Origin of the sequence: Streptomyces sp. NPDC007189 (assembly GCF_040703635.1) — a bacterium.
GTDB lineage: Bacteria > Actinomycetota > Actinomycetes > Streptomycetales > Streptomycetaceae > Streptomyces.
Genome location: NZ_JBEYEY010000011.1, coordinates 203,988 through 225,112, shown reverse-complemented (window position 1 = coordinate 225,112; position 21,125 = coordinate 203,988). Strand labels below are relative to the sequence as shown.

Sequence of the window (21,125 nt, the reverse complement as noted above, 5' to 3'; positions counted from 1 at the left end):
GACGACGATGAGCCAGGCGCAGGATCACGAGCAGGCGGCCGCCGGGCCGGCCGTGCCGCAGACCCGTACCGCGCGGCACCGCCGGATCGTGGACATCCTCAACCGGCAGCCGGTGCGGTCGCAGAGCCAGCTGGCGAAGCTGCTCGCCGACGACGGACTGAGCGTCACCCAGGCGACGCTGTCGCGGGACCTCGACGAGCTGAACGCGGTGAAGATCCGCAACACCGACGGCGAGCTGATCTACGCGGTGCCGAGCGAGGGCGGCTTCCGCACCCCGCGCGCGCCGCTGGGGGAGTCGGCGAAGGAGGAGCGGATGCGGCGGCTCTCCCAGGAGCTGCTGATCTCCGCGGAGGCCTCAGCCAACCTCGTGGTCCTGCGCACCCCGCCGGGCGCCGCCCAGTTCCTGGCCTCCGCCATCGACCAGGCCGAGCTGCACGACATCCTCGGCACCATCGCAGGCGACGACACGCTGCTGCTGATCAGCCGGGAGCCGAGCGGCGGGCAGGCCCTCGCGGACCACCTGCTGCGCCTGGCGCAGAACGGCCACTAGCCCGCATGCGGCGCCCGGCCCGTCGGCGCAGAATGGGCATGTGATCTTCCGCGGCGGGCGGGCAGGTGGGCGGGCAATCCCCTGGCGGCCGTCGTCCGTATACAGAAGTGTGTCGGGTCTCCGGTTCCCCGAGGGCCGTCTCCCGGACGAGGCTCTGCTGGCCGGGCTGGCCACCGGCGACCCGGAACTGGCGGCCGTCTTCGTCCGCAGATTCCAGCGCCGGGTCTTCGGTGTCGCCATGGCCGTCACCGGCGACGAGCAACTCGCCGAGGACGTCGCCCAGTCGACGTTCGAGCGGGCGTGGCGTCATGCGCAGATCTACGACTCCCGCCGCGGCTCGGTCGCCACCTGGCTGACGACCATCGCGCACAACCTCGCCGTCGACGCCGTCCGGGCCCGGCGGAGCCGGCCGATGGCCCCCGAGGACGTCGACGCCGTCATCGGCGTCGTCACCGAGACCCCCGAGCAGTGGGCGCTGGCCGACGAGGCCTCCGCCGAACTGCGGGCCGCCGTCGCCCGGCTGCCCCGGGAACAGGCCCGGGCCCTGGTGATGGCGGGCATCTACGGCATGACGGCCCAGCAGATCGCCGACACCGAGGAGATCCCGCTCGGGACCGCCAAGACCAGGATCAGGTCGGCCATGGCGAAACTGCGCACCACGCTCGCGTCCCCGAAGCGAGGCGACCATGTCGAGTGACGCCGGCTGCGAGAAGCTCCGGGAGATCGGCGCCGAGCTGGCGCTGGGCGTGCTGCCCGGCCGCGAGCGCGCGGAGGCGGTCGCCCACCTGGACCGGTGCGCGGACTGCCGGGAGTACGTCCGCCGGCTCACCCTGGTCGGCGACCGGCTGATCGGCCTGCTGCCGGACGCGGAGCCGCCGGCCGGGTTCGAGACCCGGGTGGCGCGCAGGCTGGCCGGGCAGGCGTCGGCGCACGACGGCCGGGAGGGCACCGCCGCCCGCGCGGCCCGGGGCCTGCGCGGGCGGGCCCGCCGGGCCAGGCTGCGGTTCGCGGCCGTCGTCGCCGCGGTCACCGCCGCCGTCGGCTTCGCCGGATGGGGGGTCGGCACCGCCGTGGAGGCGGTCATCGCCTCCACCGCGCCCGCCGCCGTCTCCGAGCCGGTGATGGTCGGCGACATGACGTCGGCCGGGCACGGCGGGCAGTCCGCCGGCGAGGTCTACGCCCATCCCGGAAGGCCCGGCTGGGTGTTCGTGTCCGTCGCCCTCGCCGGGCCGCGCCGCTCGTACACCGGCAAGGTCACCTGTCTCCTGGAGCACTCCGACGGCACCTCCGTGCGGGTCGGCGACTTCCCGCTGACCGGCGGGCGCGGCCAGTGGGGCGTGGCCGCTCCCGGCGACCTGTCGACCCTCACCGGCGCCCGGCTGACCGCTCCGGACGGCACCGTCCTCGCCACGGCCCAGCTGCACAAGGGCCAGGTGGTGGAGTCGCAGGCGTGAGCGCCGACTCCAGGGCCGTGGTCAGTTCGGTGACCGTGGGACGTGCCGCCGGGTCGGGCCGCAGGCAGGCGTCCAGGGCGGCGGCGAGCGTGTGGGGCAGCCGCCGCCGGGCCCCGACCGGCGGGGCGGGCTCCGCCGTCCCCGGACACCGGGAGTCGGTGGTGCCGCAGCTGTCGTCCGCCGTCTCCCCGTGGTCGAACGGCGGCGCGTCCCCGCTCAAGGCAGTGCCGACTCCAGGGCCGTGGTCAGTTCGGCGATCGTGGGACGTGCCGCCGGGTCGGGCCGCAGGCAGGCGTCCAGGGCGGCGGCGAGCGTGTGGGGCAGCCGCCGCCGGGCCCCGACCGGCGGGGCGGGCTCGGCCGTCCCCGGACACCGGTCGCTCGCGGTGCCGCCGCTGTCTCCCCGTGGTCGAACGGCGGCGCGTCCCCCGCTCAAGGCAGTGCCGACTCCAGGGCCGTGGTCAGTTCGGTGACCGTGGGACGTGCCGCCGGGTCGGGCCGCAGGCAGGCGTCCAGGGCGGCGGCGAGCGTGTGGGGCAGCCGCCGCCGGGCCCCGACCGGCGGGGCGGGCTCCGCCGTCCCCGGACACCGGTCGCCCGCGGTGCCGCCGCTGTCTTCGGCCGTCTCCCCGTGGTCGAACGGCGGCTCGCCGCACGCCACCTCGAACAGCGTGACGCCGATGCCCCACACGTCGGCGGCTTCCGTGAGCGGTCCGCCGCGCGTCTGCTCCGGAGCCCGGTAGCCGCACGTGCCCACCCCGGCGGGCGCGCGTCCCGGCGGCCGGGCGACGCTCAGGTCCAGCACCTTGGCATGGCCGCGCTCGACCACCACGTTGGACGGCTTGAGGTCCAGGTGCAGCAGGCCCCGGCCGTGCAGATAGTGGGCGGCGGAGCACAACTGCACGCCGAGCAGCGCCACGTCGGCCGCGGCCGGCCGGCGCCGCAGGCGGTGCACCAGATGGGACAGCGTCTCACCGGTCAGCGTCTCCAGGACGACGAGCGGCTCGGGGCGCTCCACGGTCTCGTAGCCCCGCACCAGGTGCGGATGGCTGAACTCCCGCAGCCACCGGCCCTCCCGCAGCAGTCGCGCGCCCAGCCCCTCCTCGCCGCGCAGATCCGGCCGTACGACCTTGATCACGCACCGGCAGGCCCGCTCCTCGCTCCACGCGTCGTACACGTCGAGCCAGCCGGTGCGGGTCAGATGGGCCAGGACCGCGTACCCGGGAGCCGGGTGCGCGCCCGGCGCCAGGGCCGGGGGCACAGGGCCGCTCATGACAGCACCGTGCCCGCGTTCAGCCGGTGCAGCCGGGCGTACGCACCCTGGCGGCGCAGCAGGTCGTCCGGGGCGCCGTCCTCGACGACCCGGCCGTGGCCGAGCACCACGATCCGGGTGGCGTCGCGGACGGTGAGCAGGTTGTGGGAGATGACGACGGTCGTCCGGCCGGTCATGAGCCGGCGCAGCGGTTCCATGATCCGCCGGCCCGAGCGCACGTCGAGCCCGGTGGTCGGCTCGTCCAGCAGCAGCACCGGCGCGTCCCTGATCATCGCGCGGGCGATGGCCAGGCGCTGGCACTGCCCGCCGGACAGGGTGCGGCCGCGCTGGCCGACCAGCGTGTCGTAGCCCTCCGGCAGCCGCTCGATGAACTCGTGGGCGTCCGCGGCACGGGCCGCCGCGACGATGTCCGCCTCGCTCGCCCCCGGCCGGCCGTAGGCGATGTTCTCCCGCACGGTGCCGTGGAAGACGAGCGTCTCCTGGAGCACCACGGCGACGCTCTCCCGTACGTCGGACAGCCGCAGCTCCCGCAGATCCATCCCGTCGAGCCGGACCGCACCCCGGTCGGGGTCGTAGAACCGCAACTGCAGCTTGGCGACGGTCGACTTGCCGGCCCCGCTGGCGCCGACCAGCGCCAGCGTCTCGCCCGGGGCCACCCGGAAGGACACCCCGGACAGCGCCCAGGACGGGGCACCGGGGTAGCGGAACCAGACGCCGTCGAACTCCACCGCGCCCCGCGCCCGTCCGGTCCGCCGGGCGTCCGCCCGCTCGCCGACCTGCGGCCGCTGGTCCAGCAGCTCGATGATCCGCTCGGCCGAGGCGGAGGCCGCGTAGAAGGTGGTGCCGAGCCCGGACAGGCCGTGCACCGGGCCGTACAGCTTGCCGATCAGGGCCAGGAAGACCAGCAGGCCGCCCAGCGTGAGCTGACCCTGGGCCAGCTTCCAGGTGCCGAGGCCCATCACCGCCAGGCCGCCGGTGACCTCGATGATCTCGACGACCGGAGCGTAGACGGCCCGGATCCGCGCCGAGGCCATCACCGCCCGGAACCTGCCGACTCCCTCCCGCTCGAACCGGCGCTCCTCCCACCCCTGCCGGTTGTACGCCTGCACCAGCGCCACATTGCCCAGCACCTCCTCGGCGATCGCGCTGAGCGAGCCGCTGCGCCGCCTGCGCTCCCGGGACGCCGCCTTGATCAGCCGGGAGAAGTGTCGGGCGGCCCCCCAGAACAGGGGCACGATGACCAGCGCCAGCAGGGTCAGGTCCCAGCGCAGGTAGAAGAGCAGGCCGAGGAAGAGGGCCAGGCGGATCACGTAGTAGAGGGCGTCCGCCACCCCCGAGAGCAGGAACGTCTCGACCGCGTCGACGTCGCCCGTGACGCGGGAGAGCACGTCGCCGAGCCGCCGGCGTTCGAAGAAGCCCAGCGACAGCCCCTGGACGTGCCGGAAGACATCGCAGCGCAGCGACAGCAGGAAGCGTTCGCCGACCCAGGTCGAGATCATGTCGTCGGCGAAGCGCAGCACGCCGGAGAAGAGGATGAGGCCCAGATAGGCCGGTGCGATCCACACGAAGGGCCGCAGGTCGCGGGGGACGAGGACCTCGTCCACCACGATCTTGAACAGCCACAGCTCGGCGGCGTCCACGGCCGGGCCGAGCAGGCTGAAGACGACGACGGGCACCAGCCAGCGCCGGCCGCCGCGCGTATAGGGCCAGAACCGCCGGAACACCGCGCTCGGCGGCACCGGGGGCGCGGCCGCCACGACGCCGTCGGACGCCTCCGCGACCGACAGCAGACGCCGCAGGACATGCGCCATGGGAGGGTCCCTCGGGGATCGGCGGAGCGGACCGGGGCCTGGCGGTCTCCGGTCCGCTCCGCCTTCGTGGGCGATCAGTATCCGTGGTGGTGGTCGTGGTCGCCGTGGCTGTGACGGTCGAAGTGGTTGTGGCGGTGACCGCCGCTGTGCCGGTGCCCGTGCCCGTGCCGCGTGCCGAAGTGACGTGAGGTGTCGTCGCGGTCGCGGTCACGGCGCTTGGCGGGCAGCAGACTGCTGAAGATGGTCATAGCGCTCCTCCTGAAACTCAATGCACACGGGATACGTCCCAGGACGGAAATGGGATGGCCTTCACCGGCAAAAAGGTGAGGTTTCAGCCCAGTCGCGCGGCCAGCCCCCCGGTGCAGCGCACCTCGTCCCCGGCCGTGATCAGCAGGGCCTCCACGCCGGGCAGCGACTCCAGCCAGGCCAGCCCCGCCCGCGACCCCATCGCGAACGCCGCCGTGGCCCAGCAGTCGGCCCAGGTGAGCCGGGGCCCCACGACCGTCACCGCGACCAGGTCCGACACCGCCGACCTGCCCGTGCGCGGATCCACGATGTGCGCGCCCCGCTCGGCCGTGCCCGAGGTCGCCACCGACAGCTCCGCCAGGCCCGCCGCCGAGATCACCGCCGCCAGACCGCCCGGCCGGAGCGGATCGGCCACTCCGACGCGCCACGGCCGCTGCGGCTCCGGCGTTCCGAGCATCTGCACGTCCCCGCCCCCGTTGACGCTGACCCCGCGCACCCCGGCCACCCCCGCCAGCAGCCGCGCCGCCCGCTCGGCGGCCCAGCCCTTGACGATGCCGGTGGGGTCCAGCGAGCCGCGGTAGCGGGGGCTGAACCAGCCCTCGCTCACCCGCTCCGCCTCGTCGGCCAGGTCCAGCACCTCGGCCACCTCGGGCGAGCAGTCCGCCACGGTCAGCTCACCCCGGGCCAGCCGCGAGACCTCGCTGTCCTCGCGGTAGGTGCTGAAGACCGCGTCCGCCCGGTGCAGCCCGGCGACGGCCTCGGCCAGCGCCTGCCGCACGGCGCCGGGTTCCCCGCCGCGGACGTCGAAGGAGAAGACGGTCCCCATGACCTCCTCCGCGTGACGCACCGCGGCGGGAGCGCCGGCCGGCTCGGTCACCGTGTCAGCCACCGGCCTGGTCCAGCGCCGACTGGAGGGACTGCCGGTAGCCGGTGCTGGTGTAGGTGGCGCCGGAGACGGCGTCGATGTGCGCGGTGCCGGCCGCGACGGCCTCCTGGTTCAGCCTGGGCACGGCCATCGCGGTCTTCTGGTCGCTGAGCCCGCCCTTGGGCGCCTGGACGGCCTCCGCCTTGGTGATCTTGCCGCCGGCGACGGTGATCCGCACCTGGACCGGCCCGTACTGGGTCTGCGCCACCTTCCCGGTGACCGTACGGGCCTGCGCCGCACCGGAGTTGCCAGTGCTCGACGAACCGGAGCCCGCCGACTTCATCCTGTCCAGCGCCGACTGCAGCGACTTCTTGTAGCCGTCGCTCGTGTACGTCGCCCCCGACACCGCGTCGATCTGCGCGCTCTGCGCCGCGACGGCCTCCTGGTTCAGCCTGGGCACGGCCATCGCGGTCTTCTGGTCGCTGAGCCCGCCCTTGGGCGCCTGGACGGCCTCCGCCTTGGTGATCTTCCCGCCGGCGACGGTCAGCCGTACCTGCACGGTCCCGTACTGCGTCTGCGTCGCGTCACCGGTCACCGTGCCGGAACTCGCCCCCGCCGCCTGCGACCCGCCCTGCGGGGCCTGCTGCCCCGCGACCGTCTGCTGCGGCGCGGCGCCTCCCGCCGACGCGGCGGCCGGACCGGACGCCGGCTTCAGCGACAGCAGCAGCACGACACCGGACACGGTCGCGGCGGTGGCCAGCACGACCCGCCGAATGGGGTGGCTCTTCCTCATCTGTCCGTAGCTCCCGCTCACATCTCGAACGACTCGTGATGGATGCGGCGGGCGGGGACCCCCGCGCCGCGCAGTGCCTCGTACACCGACTGCGCGAACCCGGGCGGGCCGCACATGAAGACGTCGTGGCGGTCGATGTCCGGGATCTTCCGCTGCAGGTTCTCCGCGGAGATGTCCGGCCGCTCGCCGTCGGGGCTGTTCACCGCGTACATCAGCCGGGCGCCCCGCTCGTCGGCGATCTTCGCCAGCTCGTCCCACAGGGCCAGGTCCTGGGTGCTGTTGGCCCGGTAGAGCAGGGTGATGTCACCGGCCGCCCCGGGCAGCGTCTCGAACAGCGCCCGCATCGGGGTGATGCCGACCCCGCCCGCCACCAGCAGCACCTTGCCCCGGCTGCGGCGCTGCGCGGTGAGCGCGCCGTACGGCCCCTCCGCCCACACCCGGGTGCCGGGCGTCAGCTCGCGCAGCCGCTCGCTGTGGTCGCCGATCGCCTTCACCGTGATCCGCAGCATGTCCGGGCGGGGCGCCGCCGACAGCGAGTACGGGTGCGAGCTGAACCGCATCCCGGGCGCGAGGAACCGCCAGCGGAAGAACTGGCCGGCCTCCGCGCCCATCCGGTGCAGCCTGCGCCCGCCGATCAGCACCGACACGATGCCCGGCGTCTCCTCGATGACGGCCTCCACCCGCATCCGGTGCCGCAGGTTCAGCCGGATCGGGGTGAGGACGCGGTACCAGAGCAGCAGCGCGGTGACCGCGCCGTACAGGCCGTACCAGAAGGTCTTCGCCACCGGCTCGACCGCGAAGTCGTTGCCGGTGGTGATCTGGTGCCAGAACGTCAGGAACACCGCCGCGTACGTCATCAGGTGCACGTGGTACCAGGTGTCGTACGGCATCCGGCGGCGGATCGCGCCGGCGGAGGTGAGCCCGATCAGCACGAACAGGCCGGTGCCGACGGCCGCCTTGCCCAGGTCCGGCAGCTGGTCGATGGAGTCCATGGTCTGCTGGACGATGTCGCCGAGCGACCTGCCCGCCTGCCGCGCGTACCCCCACATGGTGAGGAAGACGTGCGCCACGATCAGGGAGAGGGTGTAGCGGCCGCTCATCGCGTGCCAGCGCGCCACCCGGTCCGAGCCGACCCGCCGCTCCAGCGCGGGCACCCGCGCCATCTGGAGCACGACCAGCGCCATCAGATAGCCGGCCAGCAGGCCGGTGATCCGGCCCGCGTTGAGGATCCTGCCGGTGTCGTCGGCGATGGACGGGGTGTTGTGCCACCAGAGCCACATCACGGCCGCCGCGCCCGCCCAGACGGCGAGCAGCAGCGGTACGGCCGGGCTGCGGCGCGGGCGGATGCGGCGCATCGTCTGGCGGCGGGCGGCACGTCCGCCTGCGAGCGTGGTGGTCACGGTTCCTCCGTGGGGACTTGACCCTTGGCCCTCAGATACGTGCCGGATGCGCTCGGTGTTCAGCGCCCCCGCCTCACAGCCTCGCGGAGTCGAGCGCGGACTGCAGGGACTGCTGGTAGCCGGTGCTGGTGTAGGTGGCGCCCGACACCATGTCGATGTTCGCGCTCTGCGCCGCCAGCGCCTCGCGCCGCAGCTGGGGCAGCGCGTAGCTGTTGATCTCCTGGTCGCGCGGGTTGTCCTGCGGGTACTGCACGGCCGTCACGTCCGTGAGCTTCCCGCTCTTGATCGTCACCCGCACCTGGACCGGGCCCCAGCGGGTCTGGACGGTGTCACCGGTGACGGTCCTGCTGCCCGTCGTCGACCCGGAGGAGGAGCCGCTCGATCCGCCCGACGATCCGCTCGACGGGGCTGAACTGCTCGACACGGTGGGCGACTTGGTGTCGGCCGTGGCGAGCGTGGGGCCCGTGTGCGGCTTCAGCGACAGCAGCAGCACCATCCCGGAGACCGTGGCGGCGCTGGCCAGCACGATGCGGCGCAGGGGGCGGTTCTTCTTCAGGGCATGCACGTGTTCTGCCTCACAGCTTCGCTGGATCTCACAGTTCGAACGACTCGTGGTGGATACGGCGGTCCGGGACCCCGGCCGCCCGCAGCGCCTCGTACACGTCGCGGGCGAAGCCGTGCGGCCCGCAGATGTAGACGTCGTGGCCGGCGATGCCGGGGAAGGTCGCGCGCAGCGACTCCGCCGTGATGCGGGGGCGCTCGCCCCGGGGACCGTTCAGCGCGTACAGCACCTGGGCGCCGCGCCAGCGGGCGATCGCCTCCAGTTCACCGCCGAGCGCCAGGTCCTCGGCGCCCCGCGCCCGGTACAGCAGGGTGACCTCGCCGGGCAGCGTCTCGAACAGCGCCCGCAGCGGGGTGATGCCGACGCCGGCCGCGATCAGCAAAGAGCGGTGGCTGGTGGCCCGGTCGGCGGTCAGGGAGCCGTAGGGGCCCTCCGCCCACACCCGGGTACCGGGCCGCAGCAGGGCGACGGCCGCGCTGTGGTCGCCGAGCGCCTTGATCGTGACGCGCATCGTGTCCGGGCGCGGCGGCGCGGACAGGGAGTACGGCGTCGACGTCCAGCGCAGGCCCGCGCCGAGGAACCGCCAGCGGAAGAACTGCCCCGGCCGCGCCCCGAGCTCGTCCAGGCGCCGCCCGCGCACGACGACCGAGTACACACCGGGCGCCTCCAGGTGGACCGAGTCCACCCTCAGCTGGTGGCGCCGGTTGAGGCGGACCGGGGTGAGGATCCGGTACCAGAGCACCAGGGCGGCGACGCCCAGGTACAGCGCGTACCAGACGGCGGTCGCGACCGGCTTGCCGTTGAACTCGTTCCCGAGCGTCACCTGGTGGAAGAAGGCCAGGAACACGGCCGCGTACGTCAGCAGGTGGACGTAGTACCAGAACTCGTGGCTGGTGCGGCGGCGCACCGCCCGCGCCGAGGTGATGCCGACCGCGAGGAGGATCACCGTGCCGGCGGTGGCCTTGAGCATGTCCGGATAGTCCAGGACGACCGTCACCGCCTCGTGCCACAGCGAGGCCCGGTCCTGGGCGGCGTACCCGGTGAGGATCAGCCCGATGTGCGCGAGCAGCAGGCAGACCGTGTACCGGCCGGCCATCGCGTGCCAGCGCGCCACGCGGTCCGAGCCTATCCGCCGCTCCAGCAGCGGCACCCGCGCCATCAGGCCGACCAGCACCGCGCAGGCGTACCCGCACAGCAGGCCGGCGATCCGCCCGGCGCCGGTCAGCCAGCCGGCCGAACCGACCACCGACCCGGTGTCCGCCCACCAGAGCGCGACCACAGCTGCCGCTCCGGCCCACAGCATGGCCAGCACGGCTCCCGCGGGCGAGCGCTGTGCGGTCACGGGCACCGGCGGGGCCGCCCGCCGCGCATCCACGGTGGTCATCGATCGCCGTCCCTTCGTCGTCGTACCGGCCACTGTGCGCGGCGAAGCTCTGAGCCACCTCTGAACGGCCCCCTGACCAGGTGCTTTGAGAGAGGACTCAGAGCAGGTTCTCAGCCGGCGTTCAGCGGACCGGGGACCGTACTCAGAGAAAACTCAGAGGACAGGCGGTACGCCGCACCCTGCCACCTGGGTGATGCTGGTAAGCGCGATGAACACGACCCGTTCCGGCCGCCCGGCCCTCACCCGACCCGACGGCACCCCGCTGCGCGTCCTCGTCGTCGACGACGACCCCGACCTCGCCGAGGTGCTCACCGGCGCCCTGCGCTACGAGGGCTGGCAGGTGCGCGCGGCCGGCGACGGCGCCGCGGCCCTCGACGGCGCGCGCGAGCTGCTGCCCGACGCCGTCGTCCTGGACGTGATGCTCCCGGACACCGACGGCTTCTCCGTGCTGCGCCGGCTGCGCGAGGTGAAGCCGGACGTCTGCGTGCTCTTCCTCACCGCCCGGGACGCGGTGGAGGACCGGATCGCGGGCATCACGGCCGGCGGCGACGACTACGTCACCAAGCCCTTCAGCCTGGAGGAGGTCGTCGCCCGGCTGCGCGGCCTGCTGCGCCGGGCCGGCATGGCACGCCAGCAGGAGGAGGGCCCGCGGCTGACGGTCGGCGACCTGGTCATGGACGAGGAGGCCCGCGAGGTCAGCCGGGCCGGCGAGCTGATCGAACTCTCGCCCACCGAGTTCGAACTCCTCCGCTTCCTCATGCGCAACCCGCGCCGGGTGCTCAGCAAGACGCAGATCCTCGACCGGGTGTGGTCCTACGACTTCGGCGGCCGGGCCCATGTGGTGGAGCTGTACATCTCCTACCTGCGCAAGAAGGTCGACGCGGGCCGCCAACCCATGATCCACACCGTGCGCGGGGCGGGCTATGTGCTGAAACCGGTGACCAAGTGAGCCGTCCGAACGTCCGCGACCGCCTCGCCCGGCTGCCCCGGCCCCGCACGCTGCGCGCCCGCCTCACCTTCGGCCTCGTGGTGCTGCTCGCGGTGAGCTGCGCCGCCGTGGGCCTCGCGGCCGTCGTCGAGCTGAACGGCTTCCTCACCCAGCGCCTGGACGAGCAGCTCGCCCAGGTCGGCACCCGCTTCCCGCAGAGCCTGGAGCACAACGGCAAACTGCCCGACGACCACGACGGCGACGAGCAGGGCGACACCCGCCGCATGGCCACCGGCACCTTCGGCGCCCGCCTGCTCGACGGCACGGTCACCAACAAGGGCCTCATCCGCTCCGGGGACCTGGGGGCGGACCTGAACGTCGACCTGACCGCGCAGGACGCGGCCCGGCTGGCCCGGGTCCCGGTCGACGGCCGGCCGCACACCGTCGAGCTGTCCTCCCTGCACGACTACCGCGTCGTCGCCTCCGCCGGCCGGGACGGGGACGTGCTGCTCGTCGGGCTGCCGCTGGAGCCGGTCGAGACCACGGTCCACCGGCTGGAGGCGGTCGCCGCCATCGTCTTCGGGGGCGCCCTGGTGGTGACCGGGGTGGCCGGCGCCCTCTGGGTCCGCTGGTCGCTGCGCCCCCTCAGCCGGGTCGCCGCCACCGCCACCCGGGTCAGCGAGCTGCCGCTGGCCAGCGGGGAGGTGGCGCTGCCGCCGCGCGCTCCGGACGCCGACCCGGGCACCGAGGTCGGCCGGGTGGCGGCCGCCTTCAACCGCATGCTGGGCCATGTCGAGGACGCCCTGACCAAACGCCACGCCAGCGAGGAGCGGCTGCGCCGCTTCGCCGCCGACGCCAGCCACGAGTTGCGCACCCCGGTCGCCTCGGTCCGCGGCCACGCCGAACTGGCCCTCCTCCACCCGGGCCCGGTGCCCCCGGAGGTGACCCGGGCGCTGCAGCGCATCACGGCCGAGTCCGCCCGCATGGGCGAGATGGTCGACGACCTGCTCCTGCTCGCCCGCCTCGACGCCGGCCGCCCGCTGGAACGCGAGCCCGTCGACCTGACCCGCCTGGTCCTGGACGCGGTCACCGACGCCCGCGCCGCCGGCCCCGGCCACCGCTGGATGCTGGACCTGCCCGAGGACCCGGTCACGGTCCCGGGGGACGCCCACCGCCTCCACCAGGTGCTGGCCAACCTGTTGGCCAACGCGCGTTCGCACACGCCCGTGGGCACGAAGGTGACGGTCACCCTGGAGACTGACGCCGGTTCGGCCGTCCTCCGCGTCCACGACGACGGCCCCGGCGTTCCGGAAGAGGTCCAACCCGGCGTCTTCGAGCGCTTCACCCGAGCAGAACACCGCCGCCACCCGAACGCCTCCGGCGCGGGCGCGGGCCTGGGCCTGTCGATCGTGGCGGCGGTGGCGGAGGCGCATGGCGGAAGCGTGGGCCTGGACAGCCGGCCGGGCTCCACGACGTTCCGGGTACGCCTGCCCCTCTGAGCCGGCCCTAAGGCGCACCGCCGGGCCGCCCTGCCCGGCGTGACGGCCGGCCACCGATGCGCCGCCCCCACGGCGGATCCGCCCCTCGGGTCCCGCCTTCAGTACCGGGTGACGGCCGTGACCCCGTCCTCGGTCCCGATGGCGACATGCGGCCGCTTCTCCGGCTCGGCCCACTGGAGGATCCGCCGCATCGCGTCCTCGGGCACCGACACGCAACCGGCCGTCGCGGCCTTGCCGTTCACATGGAGGAAGATCCCGGCGCCGCGCCCCCGCACCGGCCGGTCGTAGTTGAAGCCGATGACGAGCCCGTACGCGTACTGCGTCGCATAAGAGATGAGGTGCTCGGACTCGGACGCACGGCAGTCCTGCGGCAACGGCTCGACCCACCGGTTGTACGAGGCCGAGTCATTGTCCTGGCACCACCACGAACTGTCCTTCACCGCCCGGTACTCGACCCTCGTCCCGCTCGGCGCCGCCCTGGTCCCGAAGGCGAACGGAAGGTCGTACAGCCCGGTCGGCGTGGTGTTCGTGCCCTGGGTCCGTGAGCCGCCCTCGGCCAGTCCGTTCGCTCCGAACCGCGCCGGAGCCGTCCCGGCCGCCACCCACTGACCGTCCCGCAGGTCCCACCAAGTGAGCGTGCCCGACGTCGAGTCGGTGCGCGCCGCCTGCGCGGTGATGAGCTGGCTGCCGCCGCCGGTGTCGGCCATCCGCGCGGGCAGCGGGGCGGACCCGGGACCCGGGGTGAGGCCGAGCAGGGCGAGCGAGGAGACGGACACGAGGGTGAGCACGACACCGGGACGCATGGCTCAGACGGTAGACGGAGGCAGCGGCAGCGGCAGCCCGGGTAGTCCGTCCAGGCTCGTCGCCACGTGCTCCTTCTTCTCGAAGTACGCGCTCAGGGAGTCGTCGTCCTCCCGCGCGAAACGCTTTCCGTGCAGGTCGCGGTCCGCCTCGTACGTCATGTGGGGGACGGCGTACCCGCAGGTGTCGCGGATCAGCTCCGCGTGGACGACGATGACCGCGCGCAGCCCGTGCGCGCTCGGGTCGATGTCGGGGAAACGGGTGAGCAGGTCCTTGAAGCGCGGGTCGTCCCGGAAGACCGGCTCGCCCCTGCCGTGCACGCGCACGATGTTCGGCGGGCCCTGGAAGGCGCACCACATCAGGGTGATCCGCCCGTTCTCCCTGAGGTGCGCGATGGTCTCGGCGTTGGACCCGGCGAAGTCCAGGTAGGCCACGGTGTGTTCGTCGAGCACGGCGAAGGAGCCCTTGAGGCCCTTGGGGGAGAGGTTGACCGTGCCGTCGCCGGACAGCGGGGCGGTCGCGGTGAAGAAGAGGGGTTGCTCCTCGATGAACGTCCGGAGCCTGCCGTCGATGCGCTCATAGGTCTTTCCCATGTCCAAGGATTATCCGCGCAACTCTTTCGAGTGTCTAAGTATGTGCCGCTTCTTCAGGGCCCGGCGCCGCTGATTGACGAATCATGCAGAGCTCTGCATAATCATGCATGACGGCAGGCGCAGTGTGAGAACCCACTTTCCTAGGAGCAGCCCAAGTGAGCAGCAACAGCGGTGACGTACGGCTCTGGGGCGGCCGTTTCGCCGACGGTCCCGCCGAGGCCCTGGCGAAGCTGTCCGCGTCCGTCCACTTCGACTGGCGGCTCGCGCCGTACGACATCGCCGGTTCGCGTGCCCACGCGCGCGTGCTGCACAAGGCCGGCCTCCTCACCGAGGACGAGCTGCAGCGCATGATCGCCGGACTCGACCAGCTGGAGGCCGACGTGGCGTCCGGCGCCTTCGTCGGCACCATCGCCGACGAGGACGTGCACACCGCCCTGGAGCGCGGCCTGCTGGAGCGCCTCGGCCCCGACCTCGGCGGCAAACTGCGCGCCGGCCGGTCGCGGAACGACCAGGTGGCGACCCTGTTCCGGATGTACCTGCGCGACCACGCCCGCATCATCGGCGGGCTGATCGCCGACCTCCAGGACGCCCTGATCGGCCTCGCGGAGGCCCACCCGGACGTGGCGATGCCGGGCCGCACCCATCTCCAGCACGCCCAGCCGGTCCTGTTCGCCCACCACGTCCTCGCCCACGTGCAGTCCCTGTCCCGGGACGCCGAGCGCCTGCGCCAGTGGGACGAGCGGACGGCCGTGTCGCCGTACGGCTCCGGCGCCCTGGCCGGCTCCTCCCTCGGCCTGGACCCGGAGGCGGTCGCCAAGGACCTCGGCTTCGAGCACGGCAGCGTCGGCAACTCCATCGACGGCACGGCCTCGCGTGACTTCGTCGCCGAGTTCGCCTTCATCACCGCGATGATCGGCGTGAACGTCTCCCGGATCGCCGAGGAGATCATCATCTGGAACACGAAGGAGTTCTCCTTCGTCACCCTGCACGACGCGTTCTCCACCGGCTCGTCGATCATGCCGCAGAAGAAGAACCCGGACATCGCCGAGCTGGCCCGCGGCAAGTCGGGCCGCCTGATCGGCAACCTGACGGGTCTGATGGCGACGCTGAAGGCCCTGCCGCTCGCCTACAACCGCGACCTGCAGGAGGACAAGGAGCCGGTCTTCGACTCCTGCGACCAGCTGGAGGTGCTGCTGCCCGCCTTCACCGGCATGATCGCGACCCTCACCGTCAACCGCGAGCGCATGGAGGAACTGGCCCCGGCCGGCTTCTCGCTCGCCACCGACATCGCCGAGTGGCTGGTCAAGCAGGGCGTGCCGTTCCGCGTGGCGCACGAGGTCGCGGGGGAGTGCGTCAAGGCGGCCGAGGCCGAGGGCAAGGAGCTGGACGACCTCACGGACGAGCAGTTCGCGAAGATCTCCGCGCACCTCACCCCTCAGGTGCGCTCCGTCCTCAACGTGCCGGGCGCGCTGGCCTCCCGCGACGGGCGCGGAGGTACGGCGCCCAGCGCGGTCGCCGTCCAGCTGGCCGAGGTCAAGGCGGACGTGGCGGCCCAGCACGCGTGGGCGGACGCGAAGAAGAACAGCTGACCGCGGGCGTTACACAAGGCCGCAAGGTCTTGGAGGGGCGCGGGCAACCACAGAGCGCGCGCACCCGCCGACGCACAGGACGCCCCGAGCCCCAGGGAGCCCGTCTCACCGAGCGGAGCGTCATCGCGGGTTACGTTGGTCGCCAGCCGTACCGGAGCCGACCGAACGGAGCCCGCGATGCCCTTCGCCCGCCTGGCAACAGCGACGACCCCCACCTGCCACATCGGACTCGGACTCGCCGCCGTCGGCCGCCCCGGCTACATCAACCTGGACCGGGACCAGGACCTCGGTGACAACCGCAGCGCCGACGCGCTGCGCGCCCGGACCCACGAACTCCTCGACGCCGCCTACGCGCAGGGCGTGCGCTACGTCGACGCGGCCCGCTCCTACGGCCGTTCGGAGGAGTTCCTCGCCGACTGGCTGAACGCCCGGCCCGACATCGACGACGTCGTCGTCGGCAGCAAATGGGGCTACACCTACACCGCCGGCTGGTCGGCGGACGCGGAGACCCACGAGGTCAAGGACCACAGCCTCACCGCGTACGAGCGGCAGCGCGCCGAGACCGACGCCGTGCTCGGCGACCGCCTCGACCTCTACCAGATCCACTCGGTGACCCCGGACAGCCCCGCCCTCACCGACAAGGAACTGCACGCCCGGCTCGGCGAGGCCGCTGCGCAGGGCCTGACCATCGGCTTCTCCACCAGCGGTCCCGCGCAGGCCGAGGCCGTCCGCGCCGCCCTCGGGGTGACCGTCGGGGGCGAACCGCTGTTCCGTACCGTGCAGTCGACGTACAACGTGCTGGAGACCTCGGCCGCGCCCGCGCTCGCCGAGGCGCACGACGCCGGGCTCACCGTGATCGTCAAGGAGGGCATGGCCAACGGCCGGCTGGCCGGGCCGCACGCGCCCGAGGCGCTCAGGGCCGTCGCCGAGGAGACCGGACTCGGCTGCGACGCCGTGGCCCTGGCCTGGATCCTCTCCCGGCCCTGGGCCGGCGTGGTCCTCTCCGGCGCGGCGACGGTCACCCAGCTCGTCTCCAACCTCCACGCCCCCGCCGTCGACCTCGACGAGGACCAGCTGACCCGCCTCGCCACCCTCGCCGAGGACCCGCGCGCCTACTGGGAGCGGCGCGGCCGGCTGCCCTGGCACTGATCACAGACCCCGCCGACCAGCACTTATGAGTCACGTTCGGCTTGTATGAGACAAGTTTGTCTCATACAAGCTATCCTTGTCTCATGGCTCTCGACCGTGACCACGTGCTGCGCAGCGCGGCCGCCCTGCTGACCCGCAAATCCACCGCGACCATGGACGAGGTCGCCAAGGCCGCCGGGATCAGCCGGGCCACGCTGCACCGCCACTTCGCCGGGCGGGACGCACTCGTCCGGGCGCTGGAGGCGCTCGGCATCGAGGAGTGCGAGGCGGCCGTGGACCGGGCCCACCCGGACGACGGGCCCGCGAGCGAGGCCGTACGCAGGCTGCTGCGGGAGATCCAGCCCGCGGCCGGACTGCTCGCCTTCCTGTACGGCGAGAGCCAGCTGTGGGAGGGCGAGCGGCAGAACGACGGCTGGCAGCGGCTGGACGCGCGCATCGGCGCGGTCTTCCAGCGCGGTCAGCGAAGCGGCGAGTTCCGCATCGACCTCACCCCGGTCTGGCTCACCGAGGCGCTCTACGGCCTGATCGCCTCCTGCGCCTGGGCCACCCTGGACGGCCGCGTGGCCGCCAGGGACTTCCCGACGATGGTCGCCGAGCTGCTGCTCGGCGGCGCTCTGCGAAGAGAGGAATCATGACCAGCACCCTGCAGCCGGCGCACGCGGCGGAGGCGGTGAAGCGCCCGGGCCGCTGGCTCGCGCTCTGCGTCCTCGTCCTGGCCGTGCTGCTGGTGGCCGTCGACGCCACCGTCCTCGGCCTGGCGACCCCCTACATCAGCGAAGACCTGAACCCCTCCGGCACCCAGCTTCTGTGGATCGGCGACGTCTACTCCTTCGTCATCGCCGGTCTGCTGGTGTCCATGGGCAGCCTCGGCGACCGCATCGGCCGCAAGCGGATCCTGCTCGTCGGCGCCACGGCGTTCGGCGCGGTCTCCGTGCTCAACGCCTACGCCACCACACCGGAACTGATGATCCTCGCGCGGGCGCTGCTCGGTGTCGCGGGCGCGACCCTGATGCCCGCCACCCTCGCCCTGATCCGCAACCTCTTCCACGACCCGCGCGAGCGCAGCCTCGCCGTCGGCATCTGGGGCGCCACCGCCTCCGCCGGCACCGCGGTCGGCCCGATCACCGGCGGCTTCCTCCTCGAGCACTTCTGGTGGGGCTCGGTCTTCCTGATCAACCTGCCCGTGATGGCGGTCCTGGTCCTGGTCGGCATCCGCACCCTGCCCGAGTCCCGCAATCCCAGCCCCGGCCCCTGGGACCTGCTCAGCGTCGTGCTGTCGCTGGCCGGCATGATCGGCGCCGTCTACGCGGTCAAGGAGACGGCCACGCACGGCCTTACCGGGCCCACGATCGCCGCGGGCCTGCTGGGCGCGGCCGCGCTCTACGGCTTCGTGCACCGCCAGCTCACCATGCCGACGCCGCTGCTGGACATGCGGCTGTTCCGGCAGCGCGGCTTCAGCGGCGCGGTCCTCGCCGACCTGCTCACCGTGCTGGGCATGTCCGGCCTGGTGTTCTTCCTCTCCCAGTACCTGCAACTCGTCCAGGGCAGGCGCCCGTTCGAGGCGGGCCTGGCCGAACTGCCCGCCGCCGTCGGCGCGGTGGCGGCCGGCCTGGCCGCGGGCCGCGCGGCCCGCCGCTTCTCGGTCCGCGCCGTGGTCTCCGGCGGCCTCGCGGCGGTCGGCCTGGCCCTGGCCGCGCTCACGGCCCTCGGCCGGTCCACCGGCTACCCGGCCCTCGGCGCCGCGCTCCTGGTCGTGGGCGTCGGCGCGGGTCTGTCCTTCACCGTCACCGCCGACGTGATCCTCTCCAGCGTGCCCAGGGAACAGGCGGGCGCCGCCTCGGCGGTCTCCGAGACCGCGTACGAACTGGGCGCGGCCCTCGGCATCGCCCTGCTGGGCTCGATCGTCACCGGCGCCTACCGCGACTTCACCGGCCCGGCCGGCACCCCGGCCCAGGTCCACGAGTCACTGGGCGCGGCGGTCGAGGCGGCGACACGAATGCCCCCGCACACGGCAGGGGCACTGCTGAACGCGTCCCGCGACGCCTTCGTCCACGGCCTGCACCTGGCCTCGGGCGCGGGAGCGGCGGTCCTGCTGGGAACGGCGGTGGCGGCGTGGTCCCTGCTGAGGGGACAGCGACTGGACTGACCGCACGGCCGATCAGTTGATCGGATGGGCGAGGACGAGCGAGCCATCGGGCATCGAACGAGAAACGGGAGTGCGGCGTGAGCGGGGCTGGGGGGCACGACGGGTCGTCGGTGTCGGACGAGGAGTGGGAACGGTTCCTGCGCGAGTCGGTGACGGGCGCGGCCGACGCCCCCGTGGAGCCGTCCGCACGGGCCCGTGAGGTGGAGCGGCGGCTGCGGGAACGCCCGGGGCAGCCGGAGGGCTGGCGCACCTACGCGCCGGCCCGGCCTCGGTACAGGACGGGCTGGTACGTGACCGGGCTGGTCGCGGCCGTGGCGCTCCTCGTCGTGGGCCTGTTCCCGCAGCAGGTCGTCGGCTGGTTCGGCGGCGGCGACGGCGGGCAGGCCGGGGCGCCGTCGGCCGCCGAGTCGGAGCGGCCGCGGGAAGCCCCCGGCGCGGAGCCGGCTCTGCGCCCCACCCTCGCCCAGCCCTTCCGGGGGTCGCCCGCCGTTCACTGGGCCGACGGAGCGGCCGGGATCACCGTGCCGGAGGCCAGGGCGACCGGCTGGATGGACACCGCCCAGGTCGCGCGGGCGCTGCGGCGGAGCAGGGACTTCATGGTGGCCGCGGGGCTCGACTCCCGTGTGCTGCGCGGAGAGCGGCCCGCGAAGGCGATCGCGCTGCTGAACCCGCACCAGAAAGACGTCCAGGACTACCTCCGCACCGCCCTGTCGTCGACGGCGCCCACTCCCGACACCGATCCGCTGCTGCTGTTCAGCCGCTTCCGGCCGGGGCAGGCCCGGCCGGCCGGTGACGTCGTCAAGACCCGCGGGCGGCTCACCTACCGGGAGGGGAAGAGGGGAGCGGTCGAGGTGACGGCGGACATCACGTTCGTGTACCCGGTCACCCCGGCCGGCGACAGGGGGCGGGACGCAGAGGTGGTCCGTACGATCGTGCGGCGCAAGGTCGTGATGAGCTGGGACGACCCGGCCAAGGTCATCACCGAACCGGACACGATGTCCCTCGTCTCGTACGCGCTGGACATGACCAACGGCGGATGCTCCGGCCCCACCGGCTACTTCGTGCCGCCCTTCGGCACCGCCGACGAGCAGCCCACCGACGCCGCCCACCGGGTCGATCCGTACGACCGCAGCAAGCCGGTCAACGGCACGAGGCCCACGGGCAACGGCTGCGCGACCGCCACCCGCTCCTAGGGGAGGTCTGCGAGAGCCGGTTGTTCCGGCGCACCGGAACAACCGGCCGAACGGGCAGCCGCCTACGCAGCCTTGGCCTTGGTGGCGTACATGTCCACGTACTCCTGCCCGGACAGCCGCATGACCTCGGCCATCACCGAGTCGGTCACGGCCCGCAGCACATAGCGGTCGCGGTCCATCCCGTCGTACCGGGAGAACTCCATCGCCTCGCCGAAGCGGACGGTGACCCGGCCCGGCCGCGGGATGCCCCGGCCGCCCGGCTGCAGCTTGTCCGTGCCGATCATGGCGAACGGGACGACCGGCGCACCGGTCATCAGCGTCAGCCGCGCGATGCCGGTGCGCCCCCGGTACAGCCGGCCGTCGGGCGACCGCGTGCCCTCGGGGTAGATCCCGAAGATCCTGCCCTCCTCCAGGATCCGCCGCCCGGTCATCAGCGCGGCCACGCCGCCGCTCGCGCCGTCCCGGTCCACCGGGATCATGCCGACGCCGGTGAAGAACCACGCCATCAGCCGGCCCTTGACGCCCTTGCCGGTGACGTACTCGTCCTTGCCGATGAAGAAGACCTGCCGCTTGGTGACGACCGGCAGCACGATCGAGTCGATGAAGGTGAGGTGATTACCGGCCAGAATGACCGGACCGTCGCCCGGGATGTGCTCCGCGCCCTCCACCTGTGGGCGGAACATCAGGCGCATGATCGGTCCGAGCACTGCCTTGATGAGCGCGAAGCGGGACAACGGGTCCTCCGGCGTCGAGGGGGTCGATATGAGTCTGTGCAGGTGAGGACATTACTCGCGGGTCCCGGCCGGGCGCACATCGGGGACGCCCGGTTCACCGAGGTCTTACGAACTGTTGACGCGGGTTTACCTGCGGTGACGTCCGGGGGACGGGCCG

The 21,125-nt window shown here is 73.2% G+C and carries 22 protein-coding genes; 10 read left to right on the top strand and 12 right to left on the bottom strand.

The window, feature by feature from the left end:
- The first annotated feature begins 7 nt into the window (after positions 1 to 7).
- From AB0950_RS23285 to AB0950_RS23275, 3 genes are all read left to right on the top strand, one after another.
- Positions 8 to 550 (top strand): arginine repressor, encoded by a 543-nt coding sequence (locus AB0950_RS23285; protein WP_360161040.1) that lies wholly within the window; start codon positions 8 to 10, stop codon positions 548 to 550.
- Between the two features lie 109 nt (positions 551 to 659).
- Positions 660 to 1,247 (top strand): sigma-70 family RNA polymerase sigma factor, encoded by a 588-nt coding sequence (locus tag AB0950_RS23280; RefSeq protein WP_360161038.1) that lies wholly within the window; start codon positions 660 to 662, stop codon positions 1,245 to 1,247.
- Entirely contained in the window at positions 1,237 to 2,004 is a 768-nt protein-coding gene (locus tag AB0950_RS23275) for a hypothetical protein (RefSeq protein ID WP_366779327.1), read from the top strand. Before AB0950_RS23280 ends, AB0950_RS23275 begins: the two co-directional genes overlap by 11 nt.
- Before the next feature lie 216 nt (positions 2,005 to 2,220).
- On the opposite strand, the gene AB0950_RS23270 is transcribed toward AB0950_RS23275, so the two are convergent.
- The 9 genes from AB0950_RS23270 to AB0950_RS23230 form a co-directional block, all read right to left on the bottom strand.
- Positions 2,221 to 2,439: a hypothetical protein gene (locus AB0950_RS23270; RefSeq protein ID WP_366779326.1), complete on the bottom strand. Its 219-nt coding sequence runs from the start codon at positions 2,437 to 2,439 to the stop codon at positions 2,221 to 2,223.
- The gene (locus AB0950_RS23265) at positions 2,436 to 3,275 is read right to left on the bottom strand and encodes a serine/threonine-protein kinase (protein ID WP_360573969.1); all 840 of its coding nucleotides are present in this window, start codon (positions 3,273 to 3,275) and stop codon (positions 2,436 to 2,438) included. Before AB0950_RS23265 ends, AB0950_RS23270 begins: the two co-directional genes overlap by 4 nt.
- Positions 3,272 to 5,086, bottom strand: a complete 1,815-nt coding sequence (locus AB0950_RS23260) for an ABC transporter ATP-binding protein (protein ID WP_366779325.1) — start codon at positions 5,084 to 5,086, stop codon at positions 3,272 to 3,274. The genes AB0950_RS23265 and AB0950_RS23260 overlap by 4 nt, the downstream gene beginning before the upstream one ends.
- A 74-nt stretch (positions 5,087 to 5,160) precedes the next feature.
- On the bottom strand, positions 5,161 to 5,334 hold the full coding sequence (locus AB0950_RS23255; RefSeq protein ID WP_366779324.1) for a hypothetical protein: 174 nt from the start codon (positions 5,332 to 5,334) through the stop codon (positions 5,161 to 5,163).
- Positions 5,335 to 5,417: 83 nt separating this feature from the next.
- Positions 5,418 to 6,221 carry an FAD:protein FMN transferase gene (locus AB0950_RS23250; RefSeq protein ID WP_360157232.1) on the bottom strand — a complete coding sequence of 268 codons (804 nt, stop codon included), beginning with the start codon at positions 6,219 to 6,221 and terminating at the stop codon, positions 5,418 to 5,420.
- A complete protein-coding gene (locus AB0950_RS23245) occupies positions 6,214 to 6,990 on the bottom strand; it encodes an FMN-binding protein (protein WP_360573965.1) in 777 nt (258 codons plus the stop codon). Before AB0950_RS23245 ends, AB0950_RS23250 begins: the two co-directional genes overlap by 8 nt.
- Positions 6,991 to 7,007: 17 nt before the next feature.
- Positions 7,008 to 8,390, bottom strand: coding sequence for a ferredoxin reductase family protein (locus tag AB0950_RS23240; protein ID WP_366779323.1), 1,383 nt, complete (start codon positions 8,388 to 8,390; stop codon positions 7,008 to 7,010).
- Between the two features lie 73 nt (positions 8,391 to 8,463).
- Positions 8,464 to 8,955 carry an FMN-binding protein gene (locus tag AB0950_RS23235; protein ID WP_360157241.1) on the bottom strand — a complete coding sequence of 164 codons (492 nt, stop codon included), beginning with the start codon at positions 8,953 to 8,955 and terminating at the stop codon, positions 8,464 to 8,466.
- Between the two features lie 28 nt (positions 8,956 to 8,983).
- On the bottom strand, positions 8,984 to 10,336 hold the full coding sequence (locus AB0950_RS23230) for a ferric reductase-like transmembrane domain-containing protein (protein ID WP_360573963.1): 1,353 nt from the start codon (positions 10,334 to 10,336) through the stop codon (positions 8,984 to 8,986).
- Between the two features lie 208 nt (positions 10,337 to 10,544).
- On the opposite strand from AB0950_RS23230, the gene AB0950_RS23225 reads away from it, so the two are divergent.
- Both AB0950_RS23225 and AB0950_RS23220 read left to right on the top strand, forming a co-directional pair.
- Complete coding sequence (locus AB0950_RS23225; protein WP_360157247.1) at positions 10,545 to 11,285, top strand: response regulator transcription factor; 741 nt, start codon at positions 10,545 to 10,547, stop codon at positions 11,283 to 11,285.
- Positions 11,282 to 12,763 (top strand): HAMP domain-containing sensor histidine kinase, encoded by a 1,482-nt coding sequence (locus AB0950_RS23220; RefSeq protein ID WP_366779322.1) that lies wholly within the window; start codon positions 11,282 to 11,284, stop codon positions 12,761 to 12,763. The genes AB0950_RS23225 and AB0950_RS23220 overlap by 4 nt, the downstream gene beginning before the upstream one ends.
- Positions 12,764 to 12,861: 98 nt before the next feature.
- On the opposite strand, the gene AB0950_RS23215 is transcribed toward AB0950_RS23220, so the two are convergent.
- On the bottom strand, positions 12,862 to 13,566 hold the full coding sequence (locus tag AB0950_RS23215; RefSeq protein ID WP_360157253.1) for a L,D-transpeptidase family protein: 705 nt from the start codon (positions 13,564 to 13,566) through the stop codon (positions 12,862 to 12,864).
- Positions 13,567 to 13,569: 3 nt separating this feature from the next.
- Positions 13,570 to 14,157: a pyridoxamine 5'-phosphate oxidase family protein gene (locus AB0950_RS23210; RefSeq protein ID WP_360157256.1), complete on the bottom strand. Its 588-nt coding sequence runs from the start codon at positions 14,155 to 14,157 to the stop codon at positions 13,570 to 13,572.
- 155 nt (positions 14,158 to 14,312) lie between these two features.
- On the opposite strand from AB0950_RS23210, the gene argH reads away from it, so the two are divergent.
- The 5 genes from argH to AB0950_RS23185 all read left to right on the top strand — a co-directional run bounded on the left by argH (position 14,313) and on the right by AB0950_RS23185 (position 20,234).
- The gene (argH, locus tag AB0950_RS23205; protein WP_360157259.1) at positions 14,313 to 15,746 is read left to right on the top strand and encodes an argininosuccinate lyase; all 1,434 of its coding nucleotides are present in this window, start codon (positions 14,313 to 14,315) and stop codon (positions 15,744 to 15,746) included.
- 177 nt (positions 15,747 to 15,923) lie between these two features.
- A complete protein-coding gene (locus tag AB0950_RS23200; protein ID WP_360157262.1) occupies positions 15,924 to 16,895 on the top strand; it encodes an aldo/keto reductase in 972 nt (323 codons plus the stop codon).
- An 83-nt stretch (positions 16,896 to 16,978) separates the two neighbouring features.
- On the top strand, positions 16,979 to 17,530 hold the full coding sequence (locus AB0950_RS23195) for a helix-turn-helix domain-containing protein (RefSeq protein WP_360157265.1): 552 nt from the start codon (positions 16,979 to 16,981) through the stop codon (positions 17,528 to 17,530).
- Positions 17,527 to 19,041, top strand: a complete 1,515-nt coding sequence (locus AB0950_RS23190; RefSeq protein WP_366779321.1) for an MFS transporter — start codon at positions 17,527 to 17,529, stop codon at positions 19,039 to 19,041. The genes AB0950_RS23195 and AB0950_RS23190 overlap by 4 nt, the downstream gene beginning before the upstream one ends.
- Positions 19,042 to 19,151: 110 nt before the next feature.
- Entirely contained in the window at positions 19,152 to 20,234 is a 1,083-nt protein-coding gene (locus AB0950_RS23185; protein WP_366779351.1) for a hypothetical protein, read from the top strand.
- 62 nt (positions 20,235 to 20,296) lie between these two features.
- Here the strand turns inward: AB0950_RS23185 and AB0950_RS23180 are convergent, their stop codons facing one another.
- Positions 20,297 to 20,968, bottom strand: a complete 672-nt coding sequence (locus tag AB0950_RS23180; RefSeq protein WP_360157271.1) for a lysophospholipid acyltransferase family protein — start codon at positions 20,966 to 20,968, stop codon at positions 20,297 to 20,299.
- Between the last annotated feature and the right edge of the window lie 157 nt (positions 20,969 to 21,125).